General features: G+C 59.2%; 24 protein-coding genes. 15 read left to right on the top strand and 9 right to left on the bottom strand.

The annotated features are described in order from the left end of the window. Window positions 1-28 precede the first annotated feature (28 nt). Complete coding sequence (gene gdhA / locus J4E42_RS14765) at window positions 29-1,366, top strand: NADP-specific glutamate dehydrogenase (RefSeq protein WP_192418945.1); 1,338 nt, start codon at window positions 29-31, stop codon at window positions 1,364-1,366. On the opposite strand, the gene J4E42_RS14770 is transcribed toward gdhA, so the two are convergent. The 4 genes from J4E42_RS14770 to J4E42_RS14785 all read right to left on the bottom strand — a co-directional run bounded on the left by J4E42_RS14770 (window position 1,363) and on the right by J4E42_RS14785 (window position 5,063). After that, window positions 1,363-1,857 (bottom strand): GreA/GreB family elongation factor, encoded by a 495-nt coding sequence (locus tag J4E42_RS14770; RefSeq protein WP_008037922.1) that lies wholly within the window; start codon window positions 1,855-1,857, stop codon window positions 1,363-1,365. The genes gdhA and J4E42_RS14770 overlap by 4 nt on opposite strands. A 70-nt stretch (window positions 1,858-1,927) precedes the next feature. Further along, entirely contained in the window at window positions 1,928-2,284 is a 357-nt protein-coding gene (locus tag J4E42_RS14775) for a hypothetical protein (protein ID WP_008037920.1), read from the bottom strand. 208 nt (window positions 2,285-2,492) lie between these two features. After that, a complete protein-coding gene (locus tag J4E42_RS14780) occupies window positions 2,493-4,346 on the bottom strand; it encodes a DUF4105 domain-containing protein (RefSeq protein ID WP_207285521.1) in 1,854 nt (617 codons plus the stop codon). Window positions 4,347-4,574: 228 nt separating this feature from the next. After that, window positions 4,575-5,063 carry a DUF3015 domain-containing protein gene (locus J4E42_RS14785; RefSeq protein WP_008028855.1) on the bottom strand — a complete coding sequence of 163 codons (489 nt, stop codon included), beginning with the start codon at window positions 5,061-5,063 and terminating at the stop codon, window positions 4,575-4,577. A gap of 417 nt (window positions 5,064-5,480) precedes the next feature. On the opposite strand from J4E42_RS14785, the gene J4E42_RS14790 reads away from it, so the two are divergent. After that, on the top strand, window positions 5,481-7,919 hold the full coding sequence (locus J4E42_RS14790; RefSeq protein WP_008028854.1) for a Lon protease family protein: 2,439 nt from the start codon (window positions 5,481-5,483) through the stop codon (window positions 7,917-7,919). 296 nt (window positions 7,920-8,215) lie between these two features. Next, entirely contained in the window at window positions 8,216-8,557 is a 342-nt protein-coding gene (locus J4E42_RS14795; protein WP_008028851.1) for a hypothetical protein, read from the top strand. A gap of 5 nt (window positions 8,558-8,562) precedes the next feature. Here J4E42_RS14795 and J4E42_RS14800 read toward each other — a convergent pair whose 3' ends face one another. Next, entirely contained in the window at window positions 8,563-10,392 is a 1,830-nt protein-coding gene (locus J4E42_RS14800) for a hypothetical protein (protein ID WP_008037915.1), read from the bottom strand. Window positions 10,393-10,551: 159 nt separating this feature from the next. Between J4E42_RS14800 and J4E42_RS14805 the strand changes: the two genes are divergently transcribed. The 3 genes from J4E42_RS14805 (at window position 10,552) to J4E42_RS14815 (ending at window position 12,332) form a co-directional block, all read left to right on the top strand. Further along, on the top strand, window positions 10,552-11,040 hold the full coding sequence (locus J4E42_RS14805; RefSeq protein ID WP_008037914.1) for a TIGR00645 family protein: 489 nt from the start codon (window positions 10,552-10,554) through the stop codon (window positions 11,038-11,040). A gap of 240 nt (window positions 11,041-11,280) precedes the next feature. Beyond that, window positions 11,281-11,592 (top strand): DUF6482 family protein, encoded by a 312-nt coding sequence (locus tag J4E42_RS14810; protein WP_008028846.1) that lies wholly within the window; start codon window positions 11,281-11,283, stop codon window positions 11,590-11,592. Between the two features lie 122 nt (window positions 11,593-11,714). Next, window positions 11,715-12,332, top strand: a complete 618-nt coding sequence (locus tag J4E42_RS14815) for an FKBP-type peptidyl-prolyl cis-trans isomerase (protein WP_008028844.1) — start codon at window positions 11,715-11,717, stop codon at window positions 12,330-12,332. A gap of 113 nt (window positions 12,333-12,445) precedes the next feature. Here the strand turns inward: J4E42_RS14815 and J4E42_RS14820 are convergent, their stop codons facing one another. From J4E42_RS14820 to J4E42_RS14830, 3 genes are all read right to left on the bottom strand, one after another. After that, a complete protein-coding gene (locus J4E42_RS14820) occupies window positions 12,446-12,703 on the bottom strand; it encodes a hypothetical protein (protein ID WP_008028843.1) in 258 nt (85 codons plus the stop codon). Between the two features lie 206 nt (window positions 12,704-12,909). Next, entirely contained in the window at window positions 12,910-13,251 is a 342-nt protein-coding gene (locus J4E42_RS14825; protein WP_008028840.1) for a zinc ribbon domain-containing protein YjdM, read from the bottom strand. 165 nt (window positions 13,252-13,416) lie between these two features. Next, window positions 13,417-14,385, bottom strand: a complete 969-nt coding sequence (locus tag J4E42_RS14830) for a polyprenyl synthetase family protein (RefSeq protein WP_008028837.1) — start codon at window positions 14,383-14,385, stop codon at window positions 13,417-13,419. A gap of 240 nt (window positions 14,386-14,625) precedes the next feature. On the opposite strand from J4E42_RS14830, the gene rplU reads away from it, so the two are divergent. From rplU to J4E42_RS14855, 5 genes are all read left to right on the top strand, one after another. Further along, window positions 14,626-14,940 (top strand): 50S ribosomal protein L21, encoded by a 315-nt coding sequence (gene rplU, locus J4E42_RS14835; protein ID WP_003176051.1) that lies wholly within the window; start codon window positions 14,626-14,628, stop codon window positions 14,938-14,940. A gap of 34 nt (window positions 14,941-14,974) precedes the next feature. Further along, on the top strand, window positions 14,975-15,250 hold the full coding sequence (rpmA, locus tag J4E42_RS14840; RefSeq protein ID WP_003215862.1) for a 50S ribosomal protein L27: 276 nt from the start codon (window positions 14,975-14,977) through the stop codon (window positions 15,248-15,250). A gap of 193 nt (window positions 15,251-15,443) precedes the next feature. After that, entirely contained in the window at window positions 15,444-16,667 is a 1,224-nt protein-coding gene (cgtA, locus tag J4E42_RS14845; protein ID WP_207285522.1) for an Obg family GTPase CgtA, read from the top strand. Between the two features lie 137 nt (window positions 16,668-16,804). Beyond that, window positions 16,805-17,923, top strand: a complete 1,119-nt coding sequence (proB, locus tag J4E42_RS14850; protein ID WP_017340857.1) for a glutamate 5-kinase — start codon at window positions 16,805-16,807, stop codon at window positions 17,921-17,923. A gap of 12 nt (window positions 17,924-17,935) precedes the next feature. Further along, window positions 17,936-18,397, top strand: a complete 462-nt coding sequence (locus J4E42_RS14855; protein ID WP_008028828.1) for a CreA family protein — start codon at window positions 17,936-17,938, stop codon at window positions 18,395-18,397. 164 nt (window positions 18,398-18,561) lie between these two features. Here J4E42_RS14855 and rpsT read toward each other — a convergent pair whose 3' ends face one another. Beyond that, window positions 18,562-18,837: a 30S ribosomal protein S20 gene (gene rpsT, locus J4E42_RS14860; protein WP_008028826.1), complete on the bottom strand. Its 276-nt coding sequence runs from the start codon at window positions 18,835-18,837 to the stop codon at window positions 18,562-18,564. 252 nt (window positions 18,838-19,089) lie between these two features. Here rpsT and murJ point away from each other — a divergent pair, with 252 nt between their 5' ends. The 4 genes from murJ (at window position 19,090) to lspA (ending at window position 25,045) form a co-directional block, all read left to right on the top strand. Then, a complete protein-coding gene (murJ, locus tag J4E42_RS14865) occupies window positions 19,090-20,628 on the top strand; it encodes a murein biosynthesis integral membrane protein MurJ (protein WP_008037902.1) in 1,539 nt (512 codons plus the stop codon). Between the two features lie 129 nt (window positions 20,629-20,757). Beyond that, window positions 20,758-21,708 (top strand): bifunctional riboflavin kinase/FAD synthetase, encoded by a 951-nt coding sequence (ribF, locus tag J4E42_RS14870; RefSeq protein WP_008028822.1) that lies wholly within the window; start codon window positions 20,758-20,760, stop codon window positions 21,706-21,708. Beyond that, window positions 21,709-24,540: an isoleucine--tRNA ligase gene (gene ileS / locus J4E42_RS14875; protein WP_008028820.1), complete on the top strand. Its 2,832-nt coding sequence runs from the start codon at window positions 21,709-21,711 to the stop codon at window positions 24,538-24,540. Further along, window positions 24,533-25,045 (top strand): signal peptidase II, encoded by a 513-nt coding sequence (gene lspA, locus J4E42_RS14880; RefSeq protein WP_008028819.1) that lies wholly within the window; start codon window positions 24,533-24,535, stop codon window positions 25,043-25,045. The genes ileS and lspA overlap by 8 nt, the downstream gene beginning before the upstream one ends. Window positions 25,046-25,048 lie beyond the last annotated feature (3 nt).

Raw genomic sequence — 25,048 nt, forward strand, 5'->3', positions numbered from 1 at the left:
ACGACAATAAATTTGCCGAGACTTTTCCATGATCGAATCCGTCGAAACCTTCCTTGCCCGACTGAAAAAACGCGACCCGGACCAACCTGAATTCCACCAGGCCGTCGAAGAGGTCCTGCGCAGTCTGTGGCCATTCCTCGAAGCCAATCCGCATTATCTGACCTCCGGCATTCTGGAGCGGATCTGCGAGCCGGAGCGGGCGATTGTGTTCCGCGTTTCCTGGGTCGACGATCACGGCAAGGTGCAGGTCAATCGCGGTTTCCGCATCCAGATGAACAGCGCGATCGGTCCGTACAAGGGCGGCTTGCGTTTCCATCCTTCGGTGAACCTCGGCGTATTGAAATTCCTCGCCTTCGAACAAACCTTCAAAAACTCCCTGACCTCGTTGCCCATGGGCGGTGGCAAGGGTGGCTCGGACTTCGACCCGAAAGGCAAAAGCGACGCGGAAGTCATGCGCTTCTGCCAGGCCTTCATGAGCGAGTTGTACCGCCACATCGGTGCAGACGTTGATGTGCCGGCCGGCGACATCGGCGTCGGTGCCCGCGAGATCGGTTTCCTGTTCGGTCAGTACAAGCGCCTGAGCAACCAGTTCACCAGCGTGCTGACCGGCAAGGGCCCGAGCTATGGCGGCAGCCTGATTCGTCCGGAAGCCACCGGTTTCGGCTGCGTGTACTTCGCCGAGGAAATGCTCAAGCGCAGCGGTGAAGCCGTCGAAGGCAAGCGCGTAGCGATCTCGGGTTCCGGCAACGTTGCGCAGTACGCGGCGCGCAAGGTCATGGACCTGGGCGGCAAGGTGATTTCGCTCTCGGACTCCGAAGGCACGCTGTACTGCGAGGCGGGTTTGACCGAAGAACAGTGGCTGGCGCTGTTGGAGCTGAAAAACGTCAAGCGTGGACGGATCAGCGAGCTGGCCACGCGTTTTGGCCTGGAGTTCCGTGCGGGTCAGTGCCCGTGGGATCTGGTGTGCGACATCGCGCTGCCCTGCGCCACTCAAAACGAACTGGATGCCGAGGCCGCGCGCACGTTGCTGCGCAACGGCTGCATCTGCGTGGCGGAAGGCGCGAACATGCCGACCACCCTGGAAGCCGTGGACCTGTTTATCGAGGCCGGGATTCTGTTCGCGCCGGGCAAGGCGTCCAACGCCGGCGGTGTCGCGGTGAGCGGGCTGGAGATGTCGCAGAACGCCATGCGTCTGCTGTGGACCGGCGGGGAAGTGGACAGCAAGCTCCACGGGATCATGCAGTCGATCCACCACGCGTGCGTGCATTACGGCGAAGAGAACGGCCGCATCAACTACGTCAAAGGCGCGAACATCGCCGGCTTCGTCAAAGTCGCCGACGCCATGCTCGCCCAGGGCGTGGTTTAAGCCGGTTCGATGCGGATGATTTCGATCGTCTGATCGCCGGCCGGGCGTTGCCACAGCACCTCGTCGCCGAGTTGCGCCCCAAGCAATGCCCGGCCCAGCGGTGAACCCCAGTTGATCAGGCCCGCAGACGCGTCGGCCTGGTCTTCCCCGACCAATTGCACGGTTTGCTCGGTGCTGTGCTCGTCGGCGAAGGTCACGCGGCTGCCGATCTGCACCTTTTGCGTTGAACTGGCGGCGGTCACGACTTGAGCGCTTTGCAGGCGCTGATTGAAGTAGCGCAAATCCCGCTCAAGGTCCACCAGGCGTTGCTTGTCGGCCTGCTCGCCTTTGGCCGATTGTTCATTGTGCAATTGTTGCAATCCGGCAACTTTTGCCTGCAACTGGGCAAGGCCTGCGGGCGTGACGTAATTGGGCTGCGTGCTGACCTGCCGTTCGACAGGCTGATCAACTTGCGCGGCGGCATTATCTTCATTGACGAAGGCGCGACTCATGATTTCCTCCCGTTATAGGGTTTAGGCCATGGTCACAGGCTTTTAGTTTCGGCGGATGTCTGTCAGCGACTCATTGCGAGCGAAACGCACGGGCGGCGTCCTGATCTTTCTGTTGTTGCCAGGCTTTTTCACGTTCGTCCCAGTGATGGCTGCGATAGTCCTCGCGGTCTTCGCTTTCGCGCATGGCCTGGCATTGGCGGAAGCCATCGCTCCAGCCTTCGGCGTATGGCTTGTCCTTGAGATACCGCGGCACGTTCTTGCGAAATTCACCGGTGATCGCCCCGGCAGCCTGTCGACCACTGCTGCAGCCGTCATCGAAACCATCGGCGAATGCCGGAGGATAACCCTTGGCAATCAGGTCTTCGTGAGTCGTCTGGCAACCCGCGCACAACAGCAACACACCCATCACACCCACACAACGCCACATCTCGGACTCCCGGCCGTTCAACGGCCTATGGTTCAAGTCTAGAAGTGCATTCGTGAGACCTTCGTGAAAGGCCTGTGATGAATCCGTTGAACAACACAGATCCCTTGTAGGAGCCGGCTTGCTGGCGATCGTATCAACACGGTTTTTCAGATTCACCGCGGTGATGCCATCGTCGGAACGCCGCCCGCAGCAAGCCGGCTCCTACAGGTCAGTAGTGATACCACTTCAGCTCAAGCATCACTTCATTCTCAGGTGTGGCCAGATGGCTGAATTCGCGCTGGGCGCTCAGACGCAGACCCAGGTTGCGCGACAATTCCCACTGCTGGTTCAGACTCAAACTACGGCGCACTTCGCCATTGGTGAAGAAATCCCCCTTGGCCTCCAGGCTGAAATTCCCCAGCGGATTCTTCCATAGCACACCGCTGTTGAAACCCGCCGCCGGGGCGATGAAACCGGCGAAGTCGTTATTGTGTTCGACGCGCACGGTGCCCAAGGCAAAACCGAGCATGTCGTCGCCCAGTTGCCACGTGCCGCCACTACCGCCATTGACATGACTGACGAGGGTTTCATCGTCATGTTTGCCCGGCACCCGCTCCAGGCCGCCGGTGACCTGCCACGACAGCGGTTGCAGCAGCTCGTTGCGCGGGGTCAGGGAGCGAATGGTCGCCAGATCCAGTTGCTGCAACTGCCACTGATTGCCTTCGTACTGGCGCAGTTTCATTTGCAGGATTTCGATCTGCGCGCCGAGGGGAAAGCTTTCCGAGTTGTCGTTGAGATCGTGATACGCCATGCGCAGGCCATATTCACCGAAGGCCTTGTCGCCCCGGGTGCCGAGGCCGGCCTGCCAGGTGCGCGATTCATGGCCATCTTCGGGCAAGCCCGGTTGCGGGATGTCCAGCTCCGGCGCCGGGTTCTGGTTGATCGCCCGCAGCAATTCAAAACTGCGCTGAGCCCGCTGCGGGTCGCGTTCCTGGCCGTTGGCGCGGTAGCGTTCGAGCCGGTAAGCCGCGTCGATGATCAGCGCCTGACGTTCGCGCGGTTGCGCCTTGAACGCCGGTTCCTGCAACTGTTTCTGGTCGGCGCTGACTTTCAGCACCCATTGCTGCTCTTCAGGATTCAACGGTTCGGCGCGGCTCAGCAGTTCGCGTTCGCGGGAAGGCCGATATTGAATGGACTCCACCAGGCCGGCTTCTTTCACCGCTTTGACCGTGTCGGTGGGAATGGCGGTCAGCGGGAACTGTTCGGTCAGGCGCAGGCTTGGACGCGCCACTTGCAGCAGTTCCAGCAGGCGATAGGAGCAGTTTTCGTCGAAGAAGAAATAGTCGAACTGGATCTGCTTGAGTTCCCAGACGTGCTCGACCATGCGCTCGGTTTCCTGCTGTGTCAGGTTCAGCCGGTATTCCCACAGGTCACGGTTTTCGAGGCTGCGGTATTCCGAGAGTTTTTCCTGATACGGCACCAGCGCAAACAGGCCCGGGTAGCCGCCCATCAAACCTTTCCAGGCGTAGAGAATGCTGTTGTCGGAACCTTCGATGTAGGCGCCGAAGTTGATGGCGTAGCTGAGCAATGACGTTTTGTCGCTCTGCACATCCGCCTGATCGATGCGCAGCAGCGTGTGGCCGAACATCGATGACGGACTGTTCAAGTAGGCTGCCGGGAAAATCATCACCGCGCTGTGGGGCGAGACATCCTTGAACCATTGCTTGAATTCGGCACATTCCAGGGCCGGCAAGTCAGTCAGGTTAAGTTGCGCCTTGAGCCAGCGGGTACGCGCCGGGTAGACACATTGCGCATGCTTTTCGCCGGCACTGGCCGGTGCGTACAGCGCCTGTACGGTGGCCGCCAGTTCGTGGTCGGGGTGTTCGTTGCCATCGGGCGCCAGAAAGAACTTCCTGTCGCTGACATAGCTGCGCCAGCCACCGAGCTTGGCGGTTTCGTAATGCCCCAGGGAAATCCAGAAGGGGTCGTTGGCCAGTTGCTGCAAACGTTGATTGTCGATGTGAGGCGCGGCGGACAGCGGGGCGCAGACACAGAGCGCCAGCCAGGCAAGGCGTTTGAGCATAGTGGGCAACTTAAGTCGAAAAAAATAAAGACCCAGCGCGGTAGACACCGTCAATGTAGGAGCTGGCTTGCCAGCGATGGTCTCAAAGGCGCCGTGTTTATCCAGTAAGCACGCGTCATCGTTAACGATCATCGCTGGCAAGCCAGCTCCTACAGTTAAACAGGATTACCAAAGAGGGCAGGTCCAAAAAATAAAACCCGCTCCCCGAAAGGAGCGGGCGGGTCGAGCTTAAGCTTGAGTTGCGTACTTGGCCAGACGAGGGTCGGCCTTCAAAACGGCCAGGGTGTTGGTATGCACATCTTCTGCAGTCACGTCAGCCTTGCTGAAGATCTGCTGGAAGTGCTCGTGAGTCACAGCCGCGAAATGCGCACGGTCTTCCGGCGCCACGCCCAGTACCACGGCGTAGGTCGTCAGCGCTTCGCCGTTACCTTTAGCCATGTCTTCGGACAGCTCGTTCATCATGCCATTCATGGCAAACCAGGATTTGCCGCCATAAGTCAGCGACGCATTAGTCGCGCAACCGTTGGTACCAGAGGTCATACCGAACGTTGCGTTGCCGGAAGTGCCGTTGGTGGTGGATGCCAGGAAGTGTGCCGGGGTGCCACGCTGACCTTCGAACAGCATGTTGCCCCACCCGCAATCCGGGCCGCCTGGCGCCTGTGCCATAGCGTTGATGGATACAGCGGTGAAGAGAGTACCGAGAAGAATCCGTTTCATAGCTTTGTTCTCTTTATGTGCGTACCAATGGACAAGGGTTCTGGCCCGGCTCTGTACGAAAACTGCCTGCGCGACGATCAGGCTGCGTTGAAAATAGACTCGGAATGCTCATGTGGGTCCCCCACACTCCGCTTCCTCGTCTGTTTTCGCCTTGCCTGATCGCCGCTCGGCGAGTTTTCGTACAGACCACTACGGCGCCAGTGGGCCGGTTATTGTTCCAGCCGCGCAGCTTGGAGTTTAGGCACGTTCCAAGGGTTCCGTTACTTTTTACGAAACATTCGTTGAAAACATTGATTTAGACCCGGCCCGCCTGGGGATGCCCGTTTGGCTATGCTTTGGCGAAAGGCGCGCCTTGCAAGTGGGGTATGGGCAGCGCCAGAATGCCGCTATCTGCCCCGCCTGATGTAAGGAAGCCCGATGCCTGATCCTGTTGCTGCCAGCTTGCGTCTAGCGCCCGAAGCGCTGACCCGTCCGTTTTCCGCTGAACAGTTCAGCTTCTCTACCACCAATGATCTGGAGCCCTTCCGCGGTGTGCTTGGCCAGGAACGTGCGGTCGAAGCCTTGCAGTTTGGTGTGGCCATGCCACGCCCCGGTTACAACGTATTCGTCATGGGCGAGCCTGGCACTGGCCGGTTTTCGTTCGTCAAACGCTACCTGAAGGCCGAAGGCAAGCGCCTGCAGACCCCAGCCGACTGGGTCTACGTCAACAATTTCGATGAGCCCCGCGAGCCGCGCGCCCTGGAATTGCCATCGGGCACGGCCGGCGCGTTCATCGGTGATATCAACGCTTTGATCGACAACCTGCTGGCGACCTTCCCGGCGGTATTCGAACATCCGTCTTATCAGCAGAAAAAAAGCGCCATCGACCGCGCCTTCAACCAGCGCTACGACAAGGCGCTGGACATCATCGAGCGCCTGGCGCTGGAAAAAGAAGTCGCGCTGTACCGTGACGCGAGCAACATCGCGTTTACCCCGATGAGCGAAGGCAAGGCGCTGGATGAAGCGGAATTCGCCCAGTTGCCGGAAGCCGATCGCGAACGTTTCCACGAAGACATCTCCGGCCTGGAAGAGCGTCTGAACGAAGAACTCGCCAGCCTGCCGCAGTGGAAGCGCGAGTCGAGCAATCAGCTGCGCCACCTCAACGAAGAAACCATCACCCTGGCCTTGCAGCCGTTGCTGTCGCCGTTGTCGGAAAAATACGCCGAGAACGCGGCGGTGTGCGGTTACCTGCAAGCCATGCAGGTTTACTTGCTGAAAACCGTGGTCGAGCAATTGGTCGACGACAGCAAGGTCGATGCGGTGGCGCGCAAGATGCTGGAAGAGCAATACGCGCCAAGCCTGGTGGTCGGTCACTCGGCCAGCGGCGGTGCACCGGTGGTGTTCGAGCCGCACCCGACCTACGAAAACCTGTTTGGCCGCATCGAATACAGCACCGATCAGGGCGCGCTCTACACCACGTATCGCCAGTTGCGACCGGGCGCGCTGCACCGCGCGAACGGCGGTTTCCTGATCCTTGAAGCCGATAAAATGCTCAGCGAGCCGTTCGTATGGGATGCGCTCAAGCGCGCCCTGCAATCGCGCAAACTGAAAATGGAATCACCGCTGGGTGAGCTGGGGCGTCTGGCCACCGTGACCCTGACACCGCAACACATTCCGTTGCAGGTCAAAGTCGTCATCATCGGTGCCCGGCAGTTGTATTACACGCTGCAAGACCTCGATCCGGACTTCCAGGAGATGTTCCGCGTTCTGGTGGACTTCGACGAAGACATCCCGATGGTCGACGAAAGCCTGGAGCAGTTCGCCCAGTTGCTCAAAACCCGTACCTCCGAAGAAGGCATGGCACCGCTGACCGCCGATGCGGTGGCGCGTCTGGCGACCTACAGCGCGCGTCTGGCCGAGCACCAGGGGCGTTTGTCGGCGCGGATCGGTGACTTGTTCCAACTGGTCAGCGAGGCGGATTTCATTCGTCACCTGGCCAGCGATGAAATGACCGACGCCGGGCACATCGAGCGTGCGCTCAAGGCCAAGGCCACCCGCACCGGGCGCGTTTCGGCGCGGATTCTCGATGACATGCTGGCCGGGATCATCCTGATCGACACCGATGGCGCGGCCGTGGGCAAGTGCAACGGGCTGACGGTGCTGGAAGTCGGGGATTCGGCGTTTGGCGTCCCGGCGCGGATTTCCGCCACGGTGTATCCGGGTGGCAGCGGCATTGTCGACATCGAGCGTGAGGTCAACCTCGGCCAACCGATTCACTCCAAAGGCGTGATGATCCTCACCGGGTATCTGGGCAGCCGTTACGCCCAGGAATTCCCGTTGGCGATTTCCGCGAGTATCGCCCTGGAGCAGTCCTACGGTTATGTCGATGGCGACAGTGCGTCGTTGGGCGAGGCGTGCACGTTGATTTCGGCGTTGTCGAAAACACCGCTCAAGCAATGCTTTGCAATCACCGGCTCGATCAACCAGTTCGGCGAAGTGCAGGCGGTGGGCGGGGTCAACGAGAAGATCGAAGGCTTCTTCCGTCTCTGCGAAGCCCGCGGGCTGACCGGTGAGCAGGGGGCGATCATTCCTCACGCCAACGTGGCGACGCTGATGCTGGACGAGAAAGTGCTGGCGGCGGTGCGCGCAGGGCAATTCCACGTTTACGCAGTACGCCAGGCTGACGAAGCGCTGAGCCTGTTGGTCGGCGAGCCTGCCGGTGCGCCGGATGAAAATGGCGAATTTCCAGAAGGCAGCGTGAATGCGCGGGTGGTGGAGCGCTTGCGGGTGATCGCGGAAATGATCAGCGAAGAAGACCTGAAAGAAGCCGAGAAAGAAGCGGCACAGGAAGCGTTGGTCGAAGCCAAGCCGGCCTGACACAGAGGAGTCCCTGTAGGAGCGAGGCTTGCCCGCGAAGAACGATAACGCGGTTATTCCGGCAAACCGCGTCATGGCTTTCGCGGGCAAGTCGGATCGCCGCACCGCTCGCTCCTACAAGTGCCATCACTCTGACGTCAATATTCACACAATGACCATTCGGCGCCTTCTGGTCTCAGTTGGCGTGCGGGCCTGACTTTTCTTCTATTCTCAGCTCAAGGATATCGACAGTAATCACTGGATCGAGACAGTTCTCCCGTGGGAGCTGAATACCGGATCTACCGAGGGTCGCCGCCATGTCGCGCAACCTCTGCCTCACCCGTCAATGCCTGGGCCTTGTGACCCGTATCGAATGTGCCATCAAGCCATTGGCTGGTGATACGGGCATGTGGACTTTGCTTTTCGCCGCCGGAATGGCTGGCGAACAACCCTCAGCCATCAAAGCCCAAGGTCCGTTTCCTGGGCCCTTCGCGGCTGAATCGATCCTCGACACCATCGTTGAAAGCCTGACGTTGCATGGCTATGAACTGGCCGATGACCCGCAAATCTGGTGCCTGCACCTGCAAGCCCAGCTACGGGAAATCAATGGTGGGCGCTGCCGCAACATGGGCGGCTTCGAGTTCCGCCCCGATCACTGAGACGACTATTGGGCGAGGCTGGACGTATCAGCCTTGTCGAGTTTGACCTCGAATCCATATTGCACCGTGGTGAGATCGGTTCGCTGGTAGGTTTCCAGCTGCGCCGGCTGGCCGTAGAAGTAATGCACGCTGAATAACGCCGGGCCCTGCGCACTTGCATCGTGAATGACCGAAAGAATCTCCTTGAGATAGTGGCCGCTATTGTCCCTGGCGAAAAAGCGCCAGTCCTGGGCGGGGAACAGCTTCAGATCAACCACCAGTGCATTGCCTTTCAGTTCCAGGCCTTTGGGCAGCCGGTCTGTTTCAAGTGTCTGCTTATCGACGGTGGCCAGGAACAGCGGCATGGAACCCACCGCAAACGCCGGCGTTTGCGCGAACAGGTTCAGGTCATAAGTGATGATGCCGCGCAGGGGATCGACCTGGTAAGCCTCGGGCGGCAGTTCGATCGGCTCATCGCGTTGACCGCTGCTGTCCTCGGTAAAGAAACTGACCGGGCTATCGCCAGGGCTGAAGGACGTGCCGAGCAGTTCATCGTTGAAGCTTCGGGTGTGATCGAACTCGATGCGCGCCGCGCTCGGGTCGTCCACCGATTGGCGGATGCTGACGCTCTTCTTCAGTTGCTCCTCGCTGAGCGTTGCGCCTTTCAGCCAGGTCGGTGCCTGATCGTCGTACACGACCACGGGTAAAGTCAGTGGCTGGATGGTCTTTGCCGTGGTGTGTTGATCGAAGCGACGGATCGGCAGGTCCAGGTCCTTGCGCGTGACCGTGGCCGCCGAAAAGTCCAGCAGGCTGACTTCAAGGGTCTCGATCGGGCCGTTGAAATACACCTTGGAGTAATGCCTGGTTTGTTGCTTCTCAAACGCGCGTTGTTCTTCATCGAGCTGCCTTTCGAAGGCTTCGCTCCAGCTCTTCTGCTGTTGCATTTTCGCCAGTTGTTTCTGGTAGAAGGCAATTTGCGCGGCGGTTTGGTTGATCGAGCCCGAGCGTGAGAGAAATTGCCCGGTGGCGTCCCTGGCCTGGACGACCGACGGGTTGAAGGGTATCTCGCTGACTTCCGGGGCCAGCGGCGCGCTGTTGCTGAACTCGATTTCGGCGTAGTTGTTTGTCAGCTTCAGCAGCGTGACGCTCAGGTTGTCATTGCTGCGAGTCTGGCCGACGTCTTTTTTTGTCAGTTCGAAGCTATAGAGCCTGCGCGGGGCGATGACTTCGACCTTGCCTTGCAGGCTGACGGGCTGCGGCTGGTTCTTGATTTCCATGCCCAGGCCGTCGATGAAGGGGTAAGTCACCGTGAGATCGTCGGGGCTGGTCAGGTTGGAGCTCGACGGGCTCAGTTGAATGCCCGGATCGGTTTCCGACCACTCCGGCTGGAACGGGATCACGCGTTTGTTGCTCAAGGTCACCGACTGCCATTCCAGGCCATGGGGAAAGAGAAACTCGGCCGGAATGTTGAAGTTGAACGGGAACACCGGTTGCAGATCGGTCAGGTAGTCGGAGCTGGAATCCTTGTGCAGCACGAACAGGCCGTTAATGTACGTGTCGACCAGCGCCTGTGGCGTGGGGTAGTGCTTGAGCACGGCGAGGACATCTGCGCCGTACTCGGTTTCCACCGGTTTGCTGTCGAGTTTGAGTTGCGCACGTTCGAGCAGCAGCAGGGAGCCACCGAGTTCGGCCACGGCATCCTTGAGTTTCGGGTCCTGGATTGCGTCGAGGGAGGTTTCGAATTGCGCGGTCTTTTCCTCAAGGCTGACCTGGCGTTTGTCATCGTCCGGTGAACAGCCGCTCACCAGCAGGGCCAGACAAATCCCGGCGCTCATTAAAGGCAATCGCACATCCATTTCCCGTCGTCCTGTCCGATGTCGCAGAGGTGTCAATGCTTTGGACACTAGCAGAAAAACCTTGTCACACACGCGCAGGTGGCGGATTTTCCGAGTGTTTCTGGCTGTAACGGGTGGCTGGTATACTCGCGGCCATTTCCAGCCCACGTGTGAGATTCAATGGAACGCTTTATCGAAAATGCAATGTACGCCTCCCGCTGGCTGCTGGCGCCGATCTACTTCGGTCTGTCCCTCGGGCTGCTGGCCCTGGCGCTGAAATTCTTCCAGGAAGTCTTCCACGTCATCCCTAACGTGTTCTCGATGGCCGAATCGGACCTGATTCTGGTGCTGCTGTCGTTGATCGACATGGCGCTGGTGGGCGGTTTGCTGGTGATGGTGATGATTTCCGGCTACGAGAACTTCGTTTCCGAGCTGGATATCGATGACAACAAGGAAAAGCTCAACTGGCTGGGCACCATGGATTCGTCTTCATTGAAGATGAAGGTCGCGGCGTCCATCGTGGCGATTTCGTCGATTCACCTGCTGCGGATCTTCATGGACGCCAAAAACGTCGATCCCGAGCATTTGAAGTGGTACGTGATCATCCACATGACCTTCGTGGTATCGGCGTTTGCCATGGGGTATCTGGATAAACTCACCAAGCACTGATCCACGCGGCCTCTGTAGGAGCGTGCGGTGCGGCGATCCGACTTGCCCGCGAATAGGCCGGGTCAGTCGACATAGGTGTTGTCTGTCACGCCGCCTTCGCGGGCAAGTCGGATCGCCGCACCGCACGCTCCTACATGGGCAGTGTGAAACAGACGGGCGGTGGCGTTTATGGCTTGTACTTTGATGCTGTGAGGCCTATGCCTGTATGAATGCTGGCTCGCCACTGCGTGAGGTGCGTTCATGAACTTCGTAGAGTTACGTGCTTATGCCATCGCAGGGAAAGTCGATGAGCTGAACCTGATCTCCATGGAAGGCGGAATCTACCTGTTGGAGGCGCGCATGCACGGGGCCGCCTACCCGTTGAGTGATGCTCACGGCGAGATGGTCCACCTGCGCTCGGTCGAGCATGCGCGTGAAGTGCTGCATAACTTTCCCACCTTGCCATTCAACCTTGTGCATACATCGGTTCACGATGAAATGTGCGGGTTGGGTGCGAGTGCGGGGGAAAGCCTGAAGGTGCCGATTGCCTTCGGTTCTGCCTGGCAGCACTGACACCCCCTCATCAGCGCAACGACATCTGTGCTAGTCTGCTGGCCCTTTTGGTTCCGGGCGTTCCGGGACGCGCTGTGCACGCACGGCAAGTTCCAGGGCCGTCCGCACAGCGGAGCAGTGTCATGTCCGAAGTAAATCTGTCCACCGACGAAACCCGCGTCAGCTACGGCATTGGCCGTCAGTTGGGCGACCAACTGCGCGACAACCCGCCGCCGGGCGTTAGCCTGGACGCAATCCTGGCAGGTCTGACTGACGCTTTCGCCGGTAAGGAAAGCCGTGTAGGTCAGGAAGAAATGTCCGCCAGCTTCAAGGTTATCCGCGAAATCATGCAAGCCGAAGCAGCTGCCAAAGCTGAAGCGGCTGCTGGCGAAGGCCTGGCATTCCTGGCTGAAAACGCCAAGCGCGATGGCATCACCACCCTGGCTTCCGGTCTGCAATTCGAAGTGCTGACCGCCGGTGAAGGCGCCAAGCCGACCCGTGAAGACCAAGTGCGTACTCACTACCACGGCACCCTGATCGACGGCACTGTGTTCGACAGCTCCTACGAGCGCGGTCAGCCTGCAGAATTCCCGGTAGGCGGCGTGATCGCTGGCTGGACCGAAGCCCTGCAACTGATGAACGCTGGCAGCAAATGGCGTCTGTACGTGCCGAGCGAACTGGCTTACGGCGCTCAAGGCGTTGGCAGCATTCCGCCGCACAGCGTACTGGTCTTCGACGTCGAGCTGCTCGACGTTCTGTAAGCCTGACTACCTTGTAGGAGCCGGCTTGCTGGCGATCCATGCGCCTCGGTGTTTCAGTTGCACCGCGGTGATGCAATCGCCAGCAAGCCGGCTCCTACACGGTTTGGGGTTTCTCATATTTCCAGCTTGTGATGCAGTTCATGCGACGGGCGCAACGCCCGGGCATAGCAGAACAGAAACAGATTGCGCACCAGTTCCTTGAGCACCACCGGCTCGCTGGAACTCAAGCCGTTGACGTCCAGGTCACCCTGATCCTGCAGCTCGTTCAAGGCTTCTTCTTCAAGCACCGCACAGACTTCCCCGGTTTCCCGATGCAGGATCCTGAGGTAGGGGTGTGGGCGGTCCAGCCAGGCATCGATCAAATAAGTCATGGGTCTCATCTCCATTGATTGGTTTCAATGAGAATAATTCTTATTCATCAAATAGCAAGGGCCTATTGGCGGTTTGTGATTTTTTCCGGGTAAAGATTGCGTAAGGTCAAAGCGGCTGGCGTTTGGCTATTGCGAGGAAATACGGGGCGAAGCGGGGGAGGACGAAGCACCATCCCACGCCGGGCGCGGGATGGAATACAGCAGGTTCAGACTTTTCTGACGAACTCGGATTTGAGCTTCATCGGGCCGATGCCGTCGATCTTGCAGTCGATGTCGTGATCGCCATCGCACAAGCGGATGTTCTTGACCTTGGTGCCGACCTTGACCACCAGCGATGTGCCTTTGACCTTGAGGTCCTTGATCACGGTGATGGTGTCGCCGTCTTGCAGGACATTGCCCACCGAATCCTTTTTCACGGCGTCATCGGATGCCGCTTCAGCTTCGCCGCTGGCGGACCATTCGTGGGCGCACTCCGGGCAGATCAGCTGCGCGCCGTCTTCATAGGTGTATTCGGAATTGCATTTCGGGCAGGGTGGCAACGTGCTCACTAAAGCTCCTTGGATTCAGGATCGCTAAAAAGCGCACATTATATAGGGTTTTAGCCGGGAGGGGGGGCTGTAGGAGCCGGCTTGCCGGCGATGGCATCACCGCGGTGTTTCTGGAACACCGCAGCGACTGGATCGCCAGCAAGCTGGCTCCTACAAATTAGCGGATCAGTGAGTGCGGGCGACCGCGAATTCACTCAGCTCGACCAATGCATCGCGGTATTCGCTGGCGGGCAGCGCGTCGAGGCATTTGATCGCACGGGCCACGTAGTCGCGGGCCAGTTGCGCGGTGTACTCAAGCGAACCGGAAGCATCAACGGCTTCGCGAATGCTTTCCAGGTCCTCGATGCCACCTTTCTGGATCGCCTTGCGCACCAGGGCAGCCTGCTCCGGCGTGCCTTCGCGCATGGTGTAGATCAGCGGCAGGGTCGGCTTGCCTTCGGCCAGATCGTCACCGACGTTCTTGCCCAGGGTCTCTGCGTCACCTTTGTAGTCCAGCAGGTCGTCGACCAGCTGGAAGGCTACGCCCAGGTGATCGCCAAACGTGCGCAGGGCTTCAGCCTGTTCCGGCGTGGCTTCGCAGAGGGCGGCGGCGCTGTGGGTCGAAGCCTCGAAAAGCATCGCGGTCTTGCCGCGGATGACTTCCATGTAGGTTTCTTCGGTGGTGCTCGCGTCACGAACCTTCGACAGCTGCAATACTTCGCCTTCGGCGATGATGCGCGTGGCTTGCGAAAGGATCTTCATCACCGGCATGGAGCCCAGTTCGACCATCATTTCGAAGGAGCGCGAGTATAGGAAGTCGCCCACCAGCACGCTTGGTGCGTTGCCCCACATGGCATTGGCAGTCGAGCGGCCGCGGCGCATGCCGGACATGTCGACCACGTCATCGTGCAGCAGGGTGGCGGTGTGCAGGAACTCGATGGTCGCGGCCAGCAGGCGCAGGTCGTCGCCTTCGCGGCCAAGGGCCTTGCCACACAGCAGCACTAATAAAGGACGCAGGCGTTTACCGCCAGCCGAGGTAATGTAATCGCCGATTTTCGATACCAGCGGCACTCGGGAAGTCAGCTGCTTCTTGATGATGCCGTCGACGGCGCTAAAATCGTCCGCCACCGCGCGGTAGAAAGCTTGGGGTTGCATCAGCGACAGTCGCTCCAGAAGGGTTGCGCGGCATGCTAGGACCCACGTCGGCGGGTGTCAAGGCGCGATGGACGGCCTCTTGCAACGCCACGGCAGCTTGCGTACAATCGCGCACCCTGAACTTCCTGGGCAGCACCTGCCTTACGCAATTGCAAACTGGCCTTCCAGCCATATGCAGCCATGCCAGCCAATACCTCTTCTTATAAAGAGCTGGGTGAGCAGGATTATCGGAGAAATACCATGTCGTACGCAGTAATTGTTACTGGTGGCAAGCAATACAAGGTCGCCCCAGGTGAATACCTGAAGATCGAAAAACTGGAAATCGCTACCGGCGAATCCGTTACTTTTGATCGCGTTCTGTTGGTCGCCAATGGCGATGACGTGAACATCGGCGCTCCAGTTGTTGCTGGCGCTACCGTTGTGGCTGAAGTGATCTCCCAAGGTCGTCACGATAAAGTCCGCATCATCAAGTTCCGTCGTCGTAAGCACCACATGAAGCGTATGGGCCACCGCCAGTGGTACACCGAGATCAAAATCACCGGTATTCAGGCTTAATTTCAGCCTAATTCCTCACTAGGAGAATTGACTCATGGCACACAAAAAAGCTGGTGGTAGTACCCGTAACGGTCGCGACTCAGAAGCCAAACGCCTTGGCGTGAAGATGTATGGCGGCCAGGTTATCATTCCGGGCAACATCATCGTGCGTCAGCGCGGCACCCAATTCCACGCCGGTTACGGTGTTGGCATGGGTAAAGATCACACTCTGTTCGCTAAAATCGACGGCGTGATCAAGTTTGAAGTAAAAGGCGCTTTCAACCGCCGTTACGTGAGCATTGTCCCGAAGACTGAAGTCGTCGCGGCATAATTACGTAGATGCTGGAAAAGCCCTGTCTCGCGACGGGGCTTTTTCGTTTGTGGGGTGAGTCTCTTGCAAAGCTGTTTGTAATGAGCTCCAGCGCTGGATTTGCGGTCGTTGATTGAGGTCGCTGCGCTCATTTTTGCAAGAGTCTTATGTCTGGATTTTTTCGGCTCGTCCGTATGGCGAGAGGCGTTTTGTTATGAAGTTTGTTGATGAAGTATCGATTCGAGTAAAGGCCGGTGACGGCGGCAACGGTTGCATGAGCTTCCGTCGCGAGAAATTCATCGAAAACGGCGGCCCGAACGGCGGCGACGGTGGTGATGGCGGCTCGGTCTACATGATCGCCGACGAAAACCTCAACACCCTGGTGGACTACCGTTACACCCGGCACTTCGATGCCGAGCGCGGTTCCAACGGCGGCAGCACCGACTGCACCGGTAAGAAGGGTGAAGAGCTGGTGCTGCGTGTGCCGGTCGGCACCACGGTCATCGACGCTGCCACTCAGGAAGTGATCGGCGACCTGACCAAAGCCGGTCAAAAGCTGCTGGTGGCCCATGGCGGCTGGCACGGTCTGGGTAACACCCGTTTCAAATCCAGTACCAACCGTGCTCCGCGTCAGACCACTCCGGGTAAGCCGGGTGAGGCACGTGACCTGAAGCTGGAAATGAAGGTGTTGGCGGACGTTGGTCTGCTGGGTTTGCCAAATGCTGGCAAAAGTACCTTTATCCGTTCGGTATCGGCCGCCAAGCCGAAAGTCGCCGACTACCCGTTCACCACGCTGGTGCCGAACCTGGGTGTGGTCAGTGTTGATCGCTGGAAAAGCTTCGTGGTTGCGGACATTCCGGGCCTGATCGAAGGCGCTTCCGACGGTGCTGGCCTGGGGATTCGATTCCTCAAGCACTTGTCGCGTACCCGTTTGCTGCTGCACCTCGTGGACATGGCGCCACTGGATGACACCAGTGCCCCGGATGCGGCCGAAGTGATCGTCAGTGAGCTGACCAAGTTCAGCCCGTCCCTGGCTGAGCGTGATCGCTGGCTGGTACTGAACAAGTGCGACCAGATCCTTGAAGAAGAGCACGATGCTCGCGTCAAGGAAATCGTTGATCGCCTGGAGTGGACCGGTCCGGTTTACGTGATCTCCGCCATCTCCAAGCTCGGTACCGAGCGTCTGTGCCACGACATCATGCGTTACATGGAAGATCGTGCTGACCGCCTGGTGAACGACCCGGCCTACAAGGAAGAGCTGGCCGAGCTCGATCAGCGCATCGAAGACGAAGCGCGCGCTCAGTTGCAGGCCCTGGATGACCAGCGTGCCCTGCGTCGCAGCGGCGTGAAGTCGGTCCATGACATCGGTGACGATGATTGGGACGAAGAAGATGTGGATGACGAAGACGGTCCGGAAATCATTTACGTGCGTGACTGATCTGTTGCGATAAACTTGAACGCCGCTCCCTGGAGCGGCGTTTTAGTATCTGGAAATCGATTGTTGGTAACAAATAGCCACGATTAACGTCACGGGCAGCGCTGGGTCGCGCTGCCCTCAAGCTAAGGTTGAAGATGATGCGGAGCAAGGTGACAGGTGCGCAGCGTTGGGTCGTGAAAATCGGCAGCGCGTTGCTGACGGCGGACGGCAAGGGCCTGGATCGCGCGGCAATGGGTGTCTGGGTCGAACAGATGGTGGCCTTGCATGAGGCGGGCGTCGAGCTGGTGCTGGTGTCCTCCGGGGCGGTAGCGGCGGGCATGAGCCGTCTGGGCTGGACCGTGCGACCCAGTGCAATGCACGAATTGCAGGCAGCTGCCGCCATCGGTCAGATGGGTCTGGTTCAGGCGTGGGAGTCGAGCTTTGCCGAGCATGGCCGGCACACTGCGCAGATTCTTCTGACTCATGACGATCTGTCCGACCGCAAGCGCTACCTGAATGCTCGCAGCACCTTGCGTGCCTTGGTCGAGTTGAAAGTGATCCCGGTGATCAATGAAAACGACACCGTGGTCACCGACGAAATCCGTTTCGGCGACAACGATACGCTCGCGGCGCTGGTGGCCAACCTGGTCGAGGCTGATTTGCTGGTGATCCTGACGGATCGCGACGGCATGTTCGACGCCGATCCGCGCAACAATCCCGATGCCAAGCTGATTTACGAAGCGCGCGCTGATGATCCGGCGCTGGATGCAGTGGCGGGCGGTACCGGTGGTGCGTTGGGTCGTGGCGGCATGCAGACCAAGTTGCGTGCGGCGCGCCTGGCGGCCCGTTCCGGTGCGCACACCATCATCGTCGGTGGGCGCCTTGAGCGTGTGTTGGATCGCCTGAAGGCGGGCGAGCGCATCGGCACCTTGCTGTCGCCGGAGCGCGGCATGCTGGCGGCGCGCAAGCAATGGCTGGCCGGGCATCTGCAAACTCGCGGCACGCTGGTGCTGGATGCCGGTGCGGTGACGGCCTTGTCTCAAGGCAATAAAAGTCTGCTGCCGGTGGGTGTCAAGCTGGTTCAGGGCAGTTTCCGTCGCGGTGAAATGGTGGTGTGCGTCGCGCCGGACGGTCGTGAAATCGCCCGTGGCCTGGCCAACTACAGCGCGCTGGAAGCACAAAAAATCATCGGTCAGTCGTCTGAGGCGATTGTCGGTCTGTTGGGTTACATGGCGGAGCCGGAACTGGTTCACCGCGATAACCTGATCCTGGTCTGAAGGAATATTTGAATGCGCGTGGCAAAAGGATTGTTGGGCCTGCTGTTGGCAATGCCGCTGCTGGCTTCGGCCGAGGAGATTGGTCAGGTGTCGACGGTGTTCAAGTTCGTCGGCCCGAACGACCGCATCGTCGTTGAGGCATTTGATGATCCGAAGGTCGAAGGGGTGACGTGCTACCTGTCCCGAGCCAAGACGGGCGGTGTGAAGGGTGGCTTGGGTCTGGCTGAAGATCGAGCGGAAGCGTCCATTGCGTGCCGTCAGGTTGGTCCGATCAACTTCAAGGGTGAGTTGAAGGATGGCGAAGAAGTGTTCAAGGAGCGTACGTCGCTAGTCTTCAAGACCATGCAGGTGGTGCGTTTCCTCGACAAGAAGCGCAATACGCTGGTGTATCTGGTGTACAGCGATCGCTTGATTGAGGGTAGTCCGCAGAATGCGGTGACGGCGATTCCTATCCTGCCTTGGGCTCATCAGTGATCTGAAGACCGCTATCGCCAGCAAGCTGGCTCCTACAAGGATTGCGCAATACCTGTAGGAGCTGGCTTGCTGGCGATCAGTTTCAATGGGATCTCAGGCGTGCAACACAATTCGCAGGCAATAAAAAACCGACCCTGAGGTCGGTTTTTTAACAAGCGTGTTACTTAGGCAGCAGCAAGGTTCAGAGCCTTGACGTGGCCATTCAGGCGGCTCTTATGGCGAGCAGCCTTGTTCTTGTGGATGATGCCTTTATCGGCCATACGGTCGATAACTGGCACGGCCAGAACGTAAGCAGCTTGAGCTTTTTCAGCGTCTTTTGCGTCGATGGCTTTAACTACATTCTTGATGTAGGTACGAACCATGGAACGCAGGCTGGCGTTGTGGCTGCGACGCTTCTCAGCCTGTTTTGCACGTTTTTTGGCGGAAGGTGTGTTGGCCACCGTCGAGCTCCTCGAAAGACTTTTTAGGAAATAGCAAACAAAATAGGCCGCGAATCATGCCGATGAGTTGATGTCTTGTCAAGGGCGGTTGAGACGTTCCGCTAAGTGGTAGGTATAAAGAGGCGGGATATTTATTTCCGGCGCTTGACCTGTAAACTCGCGAGCTTTGGCTCTGTGCTGCTGCGGCGCGGAGTATCGCATAAGTGGGCGCTTTGTTCGCCTGCTGTTTATCGACAGGCACAAACTCTTTCAATGAATCTGCTCAAATCGTTGGCCGCCGTCAGCTCTATCACGATGCTTTCCCGGATTCTGGGGTTCGTCCGTGACACCCTCATTGCGCGTATTTTTGGTGCGGGAATGGCCACCGACGCCTTCTTTATCGCCTTCAAACTGCCCAATCTGCTGCGCCGGATCTTCGCCGAAGGGGCGTTTTCCCAGGCGTTTGTGCCGATTCTTGCTGAATATAAAAGCCAGCAAGGCGAAGAGGCGACACGAACCTTTATTGCTTACGTCTCCGGACTGCTGACCCTGGCGCTGGCAGTGGTCACTGCGTTGGGCATGCTCGCTGCGCCGTGGGTCATCTGGGTGACCGCGCCCGGTTTCACCGATACCCCGGAAAAATTCGAGCTGACCTCCAGCCTGTTGCGGGTGACATTCCCTTATATATTGCTGATCTCCCTGTCTTCATTGGCCGGGGCGATCCTCAACACCTATAACCGCTTCTCGGTGCCGGCCTTCGTGCCGACCTTGCTCAACGTCAGCATGATCATCTTTGCGGTGTTCCTGACACCGTATTTCGATCCGCCGGTCATGGCGCTGGGTTGGGCGGTGCTGGCGGGTGGTCTGGCGCAGTTGCTCTATCAACTGCCGCACCTGAAAAAGATCGGCATGCTGGTGCTGCCACGCCTGAACCTGCGTGACAGTGGCGTGTGGCGGGTCATGAAACAGATGCTGCCGGCGATTCTCGGCGTTTCGGTGAGCCAGATTTCGCTGATCATCAACACCATTTTTGCCTCGTTCCTGGTCGCCGGTTCGGTGTCGTGGATGTATTACGCCGACCGCCTGATGGAATTGCCCTCTGGCGTGCTGGGTGTGGCGCTGGGCACGATCCTGCTGCCGACCCTGGCCAAGACCTACGCCAGCAAGGATCGCGCAGAGTATTCGCGGATTCTCGATTGGGGGCTGCGCTTGTGCTTTGTGCTGGTGCTGCCGTGCTCGCTGGCGTTGGGGATTCTCGCTGAGCCGCTGACGGTCTCACTGTTTCAATATGGCCAGTTCAACGCCTTCGATGCGTCAATGACTCAGCGGGCGCTCATTGCGTATTCGGTCGGGTTGCTTGGGATTATCGTGATCAAAGTGCTGGCGCCGGGCTTTTATGCGCAACAAAACATTCGCACGCCGGTGAAAATCGCAATTTTCACCCTGGTGGTTACCCAGTTGTTCAACCTGGTGCTGATCGGGCCGCTGGCCCATGCCGGTCTGGCTCTGGCGATTAGCGCCGGTGCCTGCCTTAACGCCGGGTTGCTGTTCTATCAGCTGCGCAAACAGCAGATGTATCAGCCGCAGCCGGGCTGGGCGAAGTTCGGTGCCAAACTGGTGGTAGCGGTCACGGTGATGTCCGCGGTGTTGCTGGCCGGGATGCATTTCATGCCGGCCTGGGATCAGGGCCACATGCTTGAGCGATTCCTGCGTCTGGGCGCTCTGGTAGGGGCTGGCGTGGTCTCGTATTTCGGCATGTTGCTGTTGATGGGCTTCCGTTTGCGCGACTTCAATCGCAAGGCGCTGAACTGAGGCTTTTGCCTCGATAAACACGGGCGGGCCGGCGGTTTTGTCGGTTCGATCACTTTGGGTTACGGTGTTGCCTGTCGTCGGCCGCCGGGTGTGGTTATAATCGACCACTTTATGAGCAAGAAGCGCGTTATGCAGCTGGTTCGAGGCCTCCACAACCTGCGCCCCCAGCATCGGGGCTGTGTCGCCACTATTGGCAACTTTGACGGTGTTCACCGTGGCCACCAGGCTATCCTGGCGAGGCTGCGTGAGCGAGCGCTCGAGTTGGGCGTGCCCAGCTGCGTGGTGATTTTCGAGCCGCAGCCACGGGAGTTTTTCGCCCCGGAGACAGCGCCGGCCCGCTTGGCGCGCCTGCGCGACAAACTCCAGCTGCTGGCTGACGAAGGCGTCGACCGGGTCCTGTGCCTGGCTTTCAACCAGCGCCTGAGCAAGCTCAGCGCCAGCGAATTCGTTGATACCATTCTGGTGGACGGTCTCGGCGTGCAGCATCTTGAGGTCGGTGACGACTTCCGCTTCGGCTGTGACCGGGTAGGGGATTTCGATTTCCTGCAACAGGCCGGCGTCATGCAGGGCTTCACCGTCGAAGCGGCGCAAACCGTTGAGCTGGACGGCATTCGCGTCAGCAGCACCCAGGTGCGAAATGCCCTGGCCGCTGCCGATTTTGCCTTGGCAGAGCGCCTGCTCGGTCGGCCGTTCCAGATTACCGGGCGAGTCCTGCATGGTCAGAAACTGGCGCGCCAGTTGGGTACGCCAACCGCCAACATTCAACTCAAGCGCCGTCGCGTGCCGCTCACCGGGGTTTACCTGGTCAACGTCGACATCGACGGCAAGACCTGTCCAGGCGTCGCCAATATCGGCGTGCGGCCCACGGTCCAAGGGGATGGCAAAGCCCACCTCGAAGTACATCTTTTAGATTTTGCCGGCGATCTGTATGACCGGCGTTTGACGGTGGTTTTCCACCACAAGCTGCGTGAAGAGCAGCGTTTCGCCTCTCTGGAGGCGCTTAAGACGGCGATCAATGCGGATGTCGCCGCCGCCCGTGCCCTGTCGCACCTAGCGCCAATCGCTAATGAAGAGCCATAAATGACCGACTATAAAGCCACGCTAAACCTTCCGGACACCGCCTTCCCAATGAAGGCCGGCCTGCCACAGCGCGAACCGCAGATTCTGCAGCGCTGGGACAGTATTGGCCTGTACGGTAAGTTGCGCGAGATTGGCAAGGATCGTCCGAAGTTCGTTCTGCACGACGGTCCTCCGTACGCCAACGGCACGATTCACATCGGTCATGCGCTGAACAAGATCCTCAAGGACATGATCATCCGCTCGAAAACCCTGTCGGGTTTCGACGCGCCTTATGTTCCGGGCTGGGACTGCCACGGTCTGCCGATCGAGCACAAAGTCGAAGTGACCCACGGCAAGAACCTGGGCGCGGACAAGACCCGCGAACTGTGCCGTGCCTACGCCACCGAGCAGATCGAAGGCCAGAAATCCGAATTCATCCGTCTGGGCGTGTTGGGCGACTTCGCCAACCCGTACAAGACCATGGACTTCAAAAACGAGGCCGGTGAAATCCGCGCACTCGCCGAAATCGTCAAGGGCGGTTTCGTGTTCAAGGGCCTGAAGCCTGTGAACTGGTGCTTCGACTGCGGTTCGGCCCTGGCTGAAGCGGAAGTCGAGTACGAGAACAAAAAGTCCTCGACCATCGACGTAGCGTTCCCGATTGCCGATGAAGCCAAGCTGGCTGCCGCTTTCGGTCTGCCGTCGCTGGGCAAGCCTGCTTCGATCGTGATCTGGACCACCACCCCGTGGACCATCCCGGCCAACCAGGCGCTGAACGTTCACCCGGAATTCAACTACGCCCTGGTCGATGTCGGCGACAAGTTGCTGGTGCTGGCTGAAGAGCTGGTTGAATCCTGCCTGGTCCGTTACAGCCTGGAAGGTTCGGTCATCGCGACCACCACCGGTAAAGAACTGGAACTGATCAACTTCCGTCACCCGTTCTACGACCGTCTGTCGCCGGTTTACCTGGCCGACTACGTTGAACTGGGCGCTGGCACTGGCGTGGTTCACTCCGCTCCGGCCTACGGCGTGGACGACTTCGTGACCTGCAAGAAATACGGCATGGTCAACGACGACATCCTCAACCCGGTACAAAGCAACGGTGTATACGCGACTTCGCTGGAGTTCTTTGGCGGCCAGTTCATCTGGAAAGCCAACCCGGCCATCGTCGACAAGCTGACCGAAGTCGGTGCGCTGCTGCACACCACCATCATCGAACACAGCTACATGCACTGCTGGCGTCACAAGACCCCGCTGATCTACCGCGCCACCGCGCAGTGGTTCATCGGCATGGACAAAGAGCCTGTCAGCGGCGACACCCTGCGCAAACGCGCTCTTAAAGCCATCGAAGAAACTCAGTTCGTTCCGGCCTGGGGCCAGGCGCGCCTGCACTCGATGATCGCCAACCGTCCGGACTGGTGCATCTCCCGTCAGCGCAACTGGGGCGTGCCGATTCCGTTCTTCCTGAACAAGGAAAGCGGCGAGCTGCACCCACGTACCGCCGAGCTGATGGAAGAAGTCGCCAAGCGCGTTGAAGTCGAAGGCATCGAAGCCTGGTTCAAGATGGACGCTGCCGAGCTGCTCGGTGACGAAGCGCCGCAGTACGACAAGATCAGCGACACCCTGGACGTCTGGTTCGATTCGGGCACCACGCACTGGCACGTCCTGCGCGGTTCGCACCCGATGGGCCACGAAACCGGTCCACGCGCCGACCTTTACCTGGAAGGCTCGGACCAACACCGTGGCTGGTTCCATTCGTCGCTGCTGACCGGTTGCGCCATCGACGACCACGCGCCATACCGCGAGCTGCTGACCCACGGCTTCACCGTCGACGAGTCCGGCCGCAAGATGTCCAAGTCGCTGGGCAACGTGATCGCGCCGCAAAAGGTCAACGACACCCTGGGCGCCGACATCATGCGTCTGTGGGTAGCTTCCACCGACTACTCGGGTGAAATGGCGGTTTCCGAGCAGATCCTGCAACGCAGTGCGGACGCCTACCGGCGTATCCGTAACACCGCGCGCTTCCTGCTCTCCAACCTGACCGGTTTCAACCCGGCCACCGACATCCTGCCGGCCGAAGAAATGCTCGCGCTGGACCGTTGGGCCGTGGATCGCACCTTGCTGCTGCAACGCGAACTGCAAGAGCACTACGGCGAATACCGCTTCTGGAACGTCTACTCCAAGATCCACAACTTCTGCGTGCAGGAGCTGGGCGGTTTCTACCTCGACATCATCAAGGACCGTCAGTACACCACTGGCGCCAACAGCAAGGCCCGCCGTTCGGCGCAAACCGCGCTGTACCACATCTCCGAAGCGCTGGTGCGCTGGATCGCGCCGATCCTCGCGTTCACCGCCGACGAACTGTGGGAATACCTGCCGGGCGAGCGCAACGAATCGGTGATGCTCAACACCTGGTACGAAGGCCTGACCGAGCTGCCGGAAAACGTCGAACTGGGCCGCGCCTACTGGGAGCGGATCATGGCGGTGAAGGTCGCTGTGAACAAAGAAATGGAAATCCAGCGCGCGGCCAAAGCCGTCGGTGGCAACCTGCAGGCCGAAGTGACGCTGTTCGCCGAAGACGCCCTGAGCGCCGACCTGGCCAAGCTGAGCAACGAACTGCGCTTCGTACTGATCACCTCGACCGCCAGCGTTGCGCCGTTCGTACAGGCTCCGGCCGATGCAGTGGTCACCGAAGTCAGCGGCCTGAAGCTGAAAATCGTCAAGTCGGCCTTCGCCAAGTGCGCCCGTTGCTGGCACTGCCGTGAAGACGTCGGCGTGAACCCGGAACATCCGGAAATCTGCGGTCGTTGCGTCGATAACATCAGCGGCACTGGCGAGGTTCGTCACTATGCCTAACGCCATTGGCCGTTTCGGACGGCTGGGCTGGCTCTGGTTGAGTTTGCTGGTCCTGGTCATCGACCAGGCCAGCAAGTTCTACTTCGAAGGCAAGCTTGAGATGTACCAGCAAATCGTGGTGATCCCCGATTACTTCAGCTGGACCCTGGCCTACAACACAGGCGCGGCGTTCAGCTTCCTGGCCGACAGCTCGGGCTGGCAGCGCTGGTTGTTCGCCCTGATCGCGGTCGTGGTCAGTGCGGTGCTGGTGGTGTGGCTCAAGCGTCTGGGGCGCAACGAAACCTGGCTGGCCATCGCGTTGGCGCTGGTCCTGGGTGGTGCGCTGGGCAATCTGTACGACCGCATAGCCCTAGGCCATGTGATCGATTTCATCCTGGTGCATTGGCAGAACCGCTGGTACTTCCCGGCGTTCAACTTCGCCGACAGTGCAATTACTGTGGGTGCGGTGATGCTGGCGCTGGACATGTTCAAATCAAAGAAGACGGGAGAAGCAGTTCATGACTGAACA

It is taken from the genome of Pseudomonas sp. FW300-N2A2 (assembly GCF_017351735.1).
Classification (GTDB): Bacteria; Pseudomonadota; Gammaproteobacteria; order Pseudomonadales; family Pseudomonadaceae; genus Aquipseudomonas; species Aquipseudomonas migulae.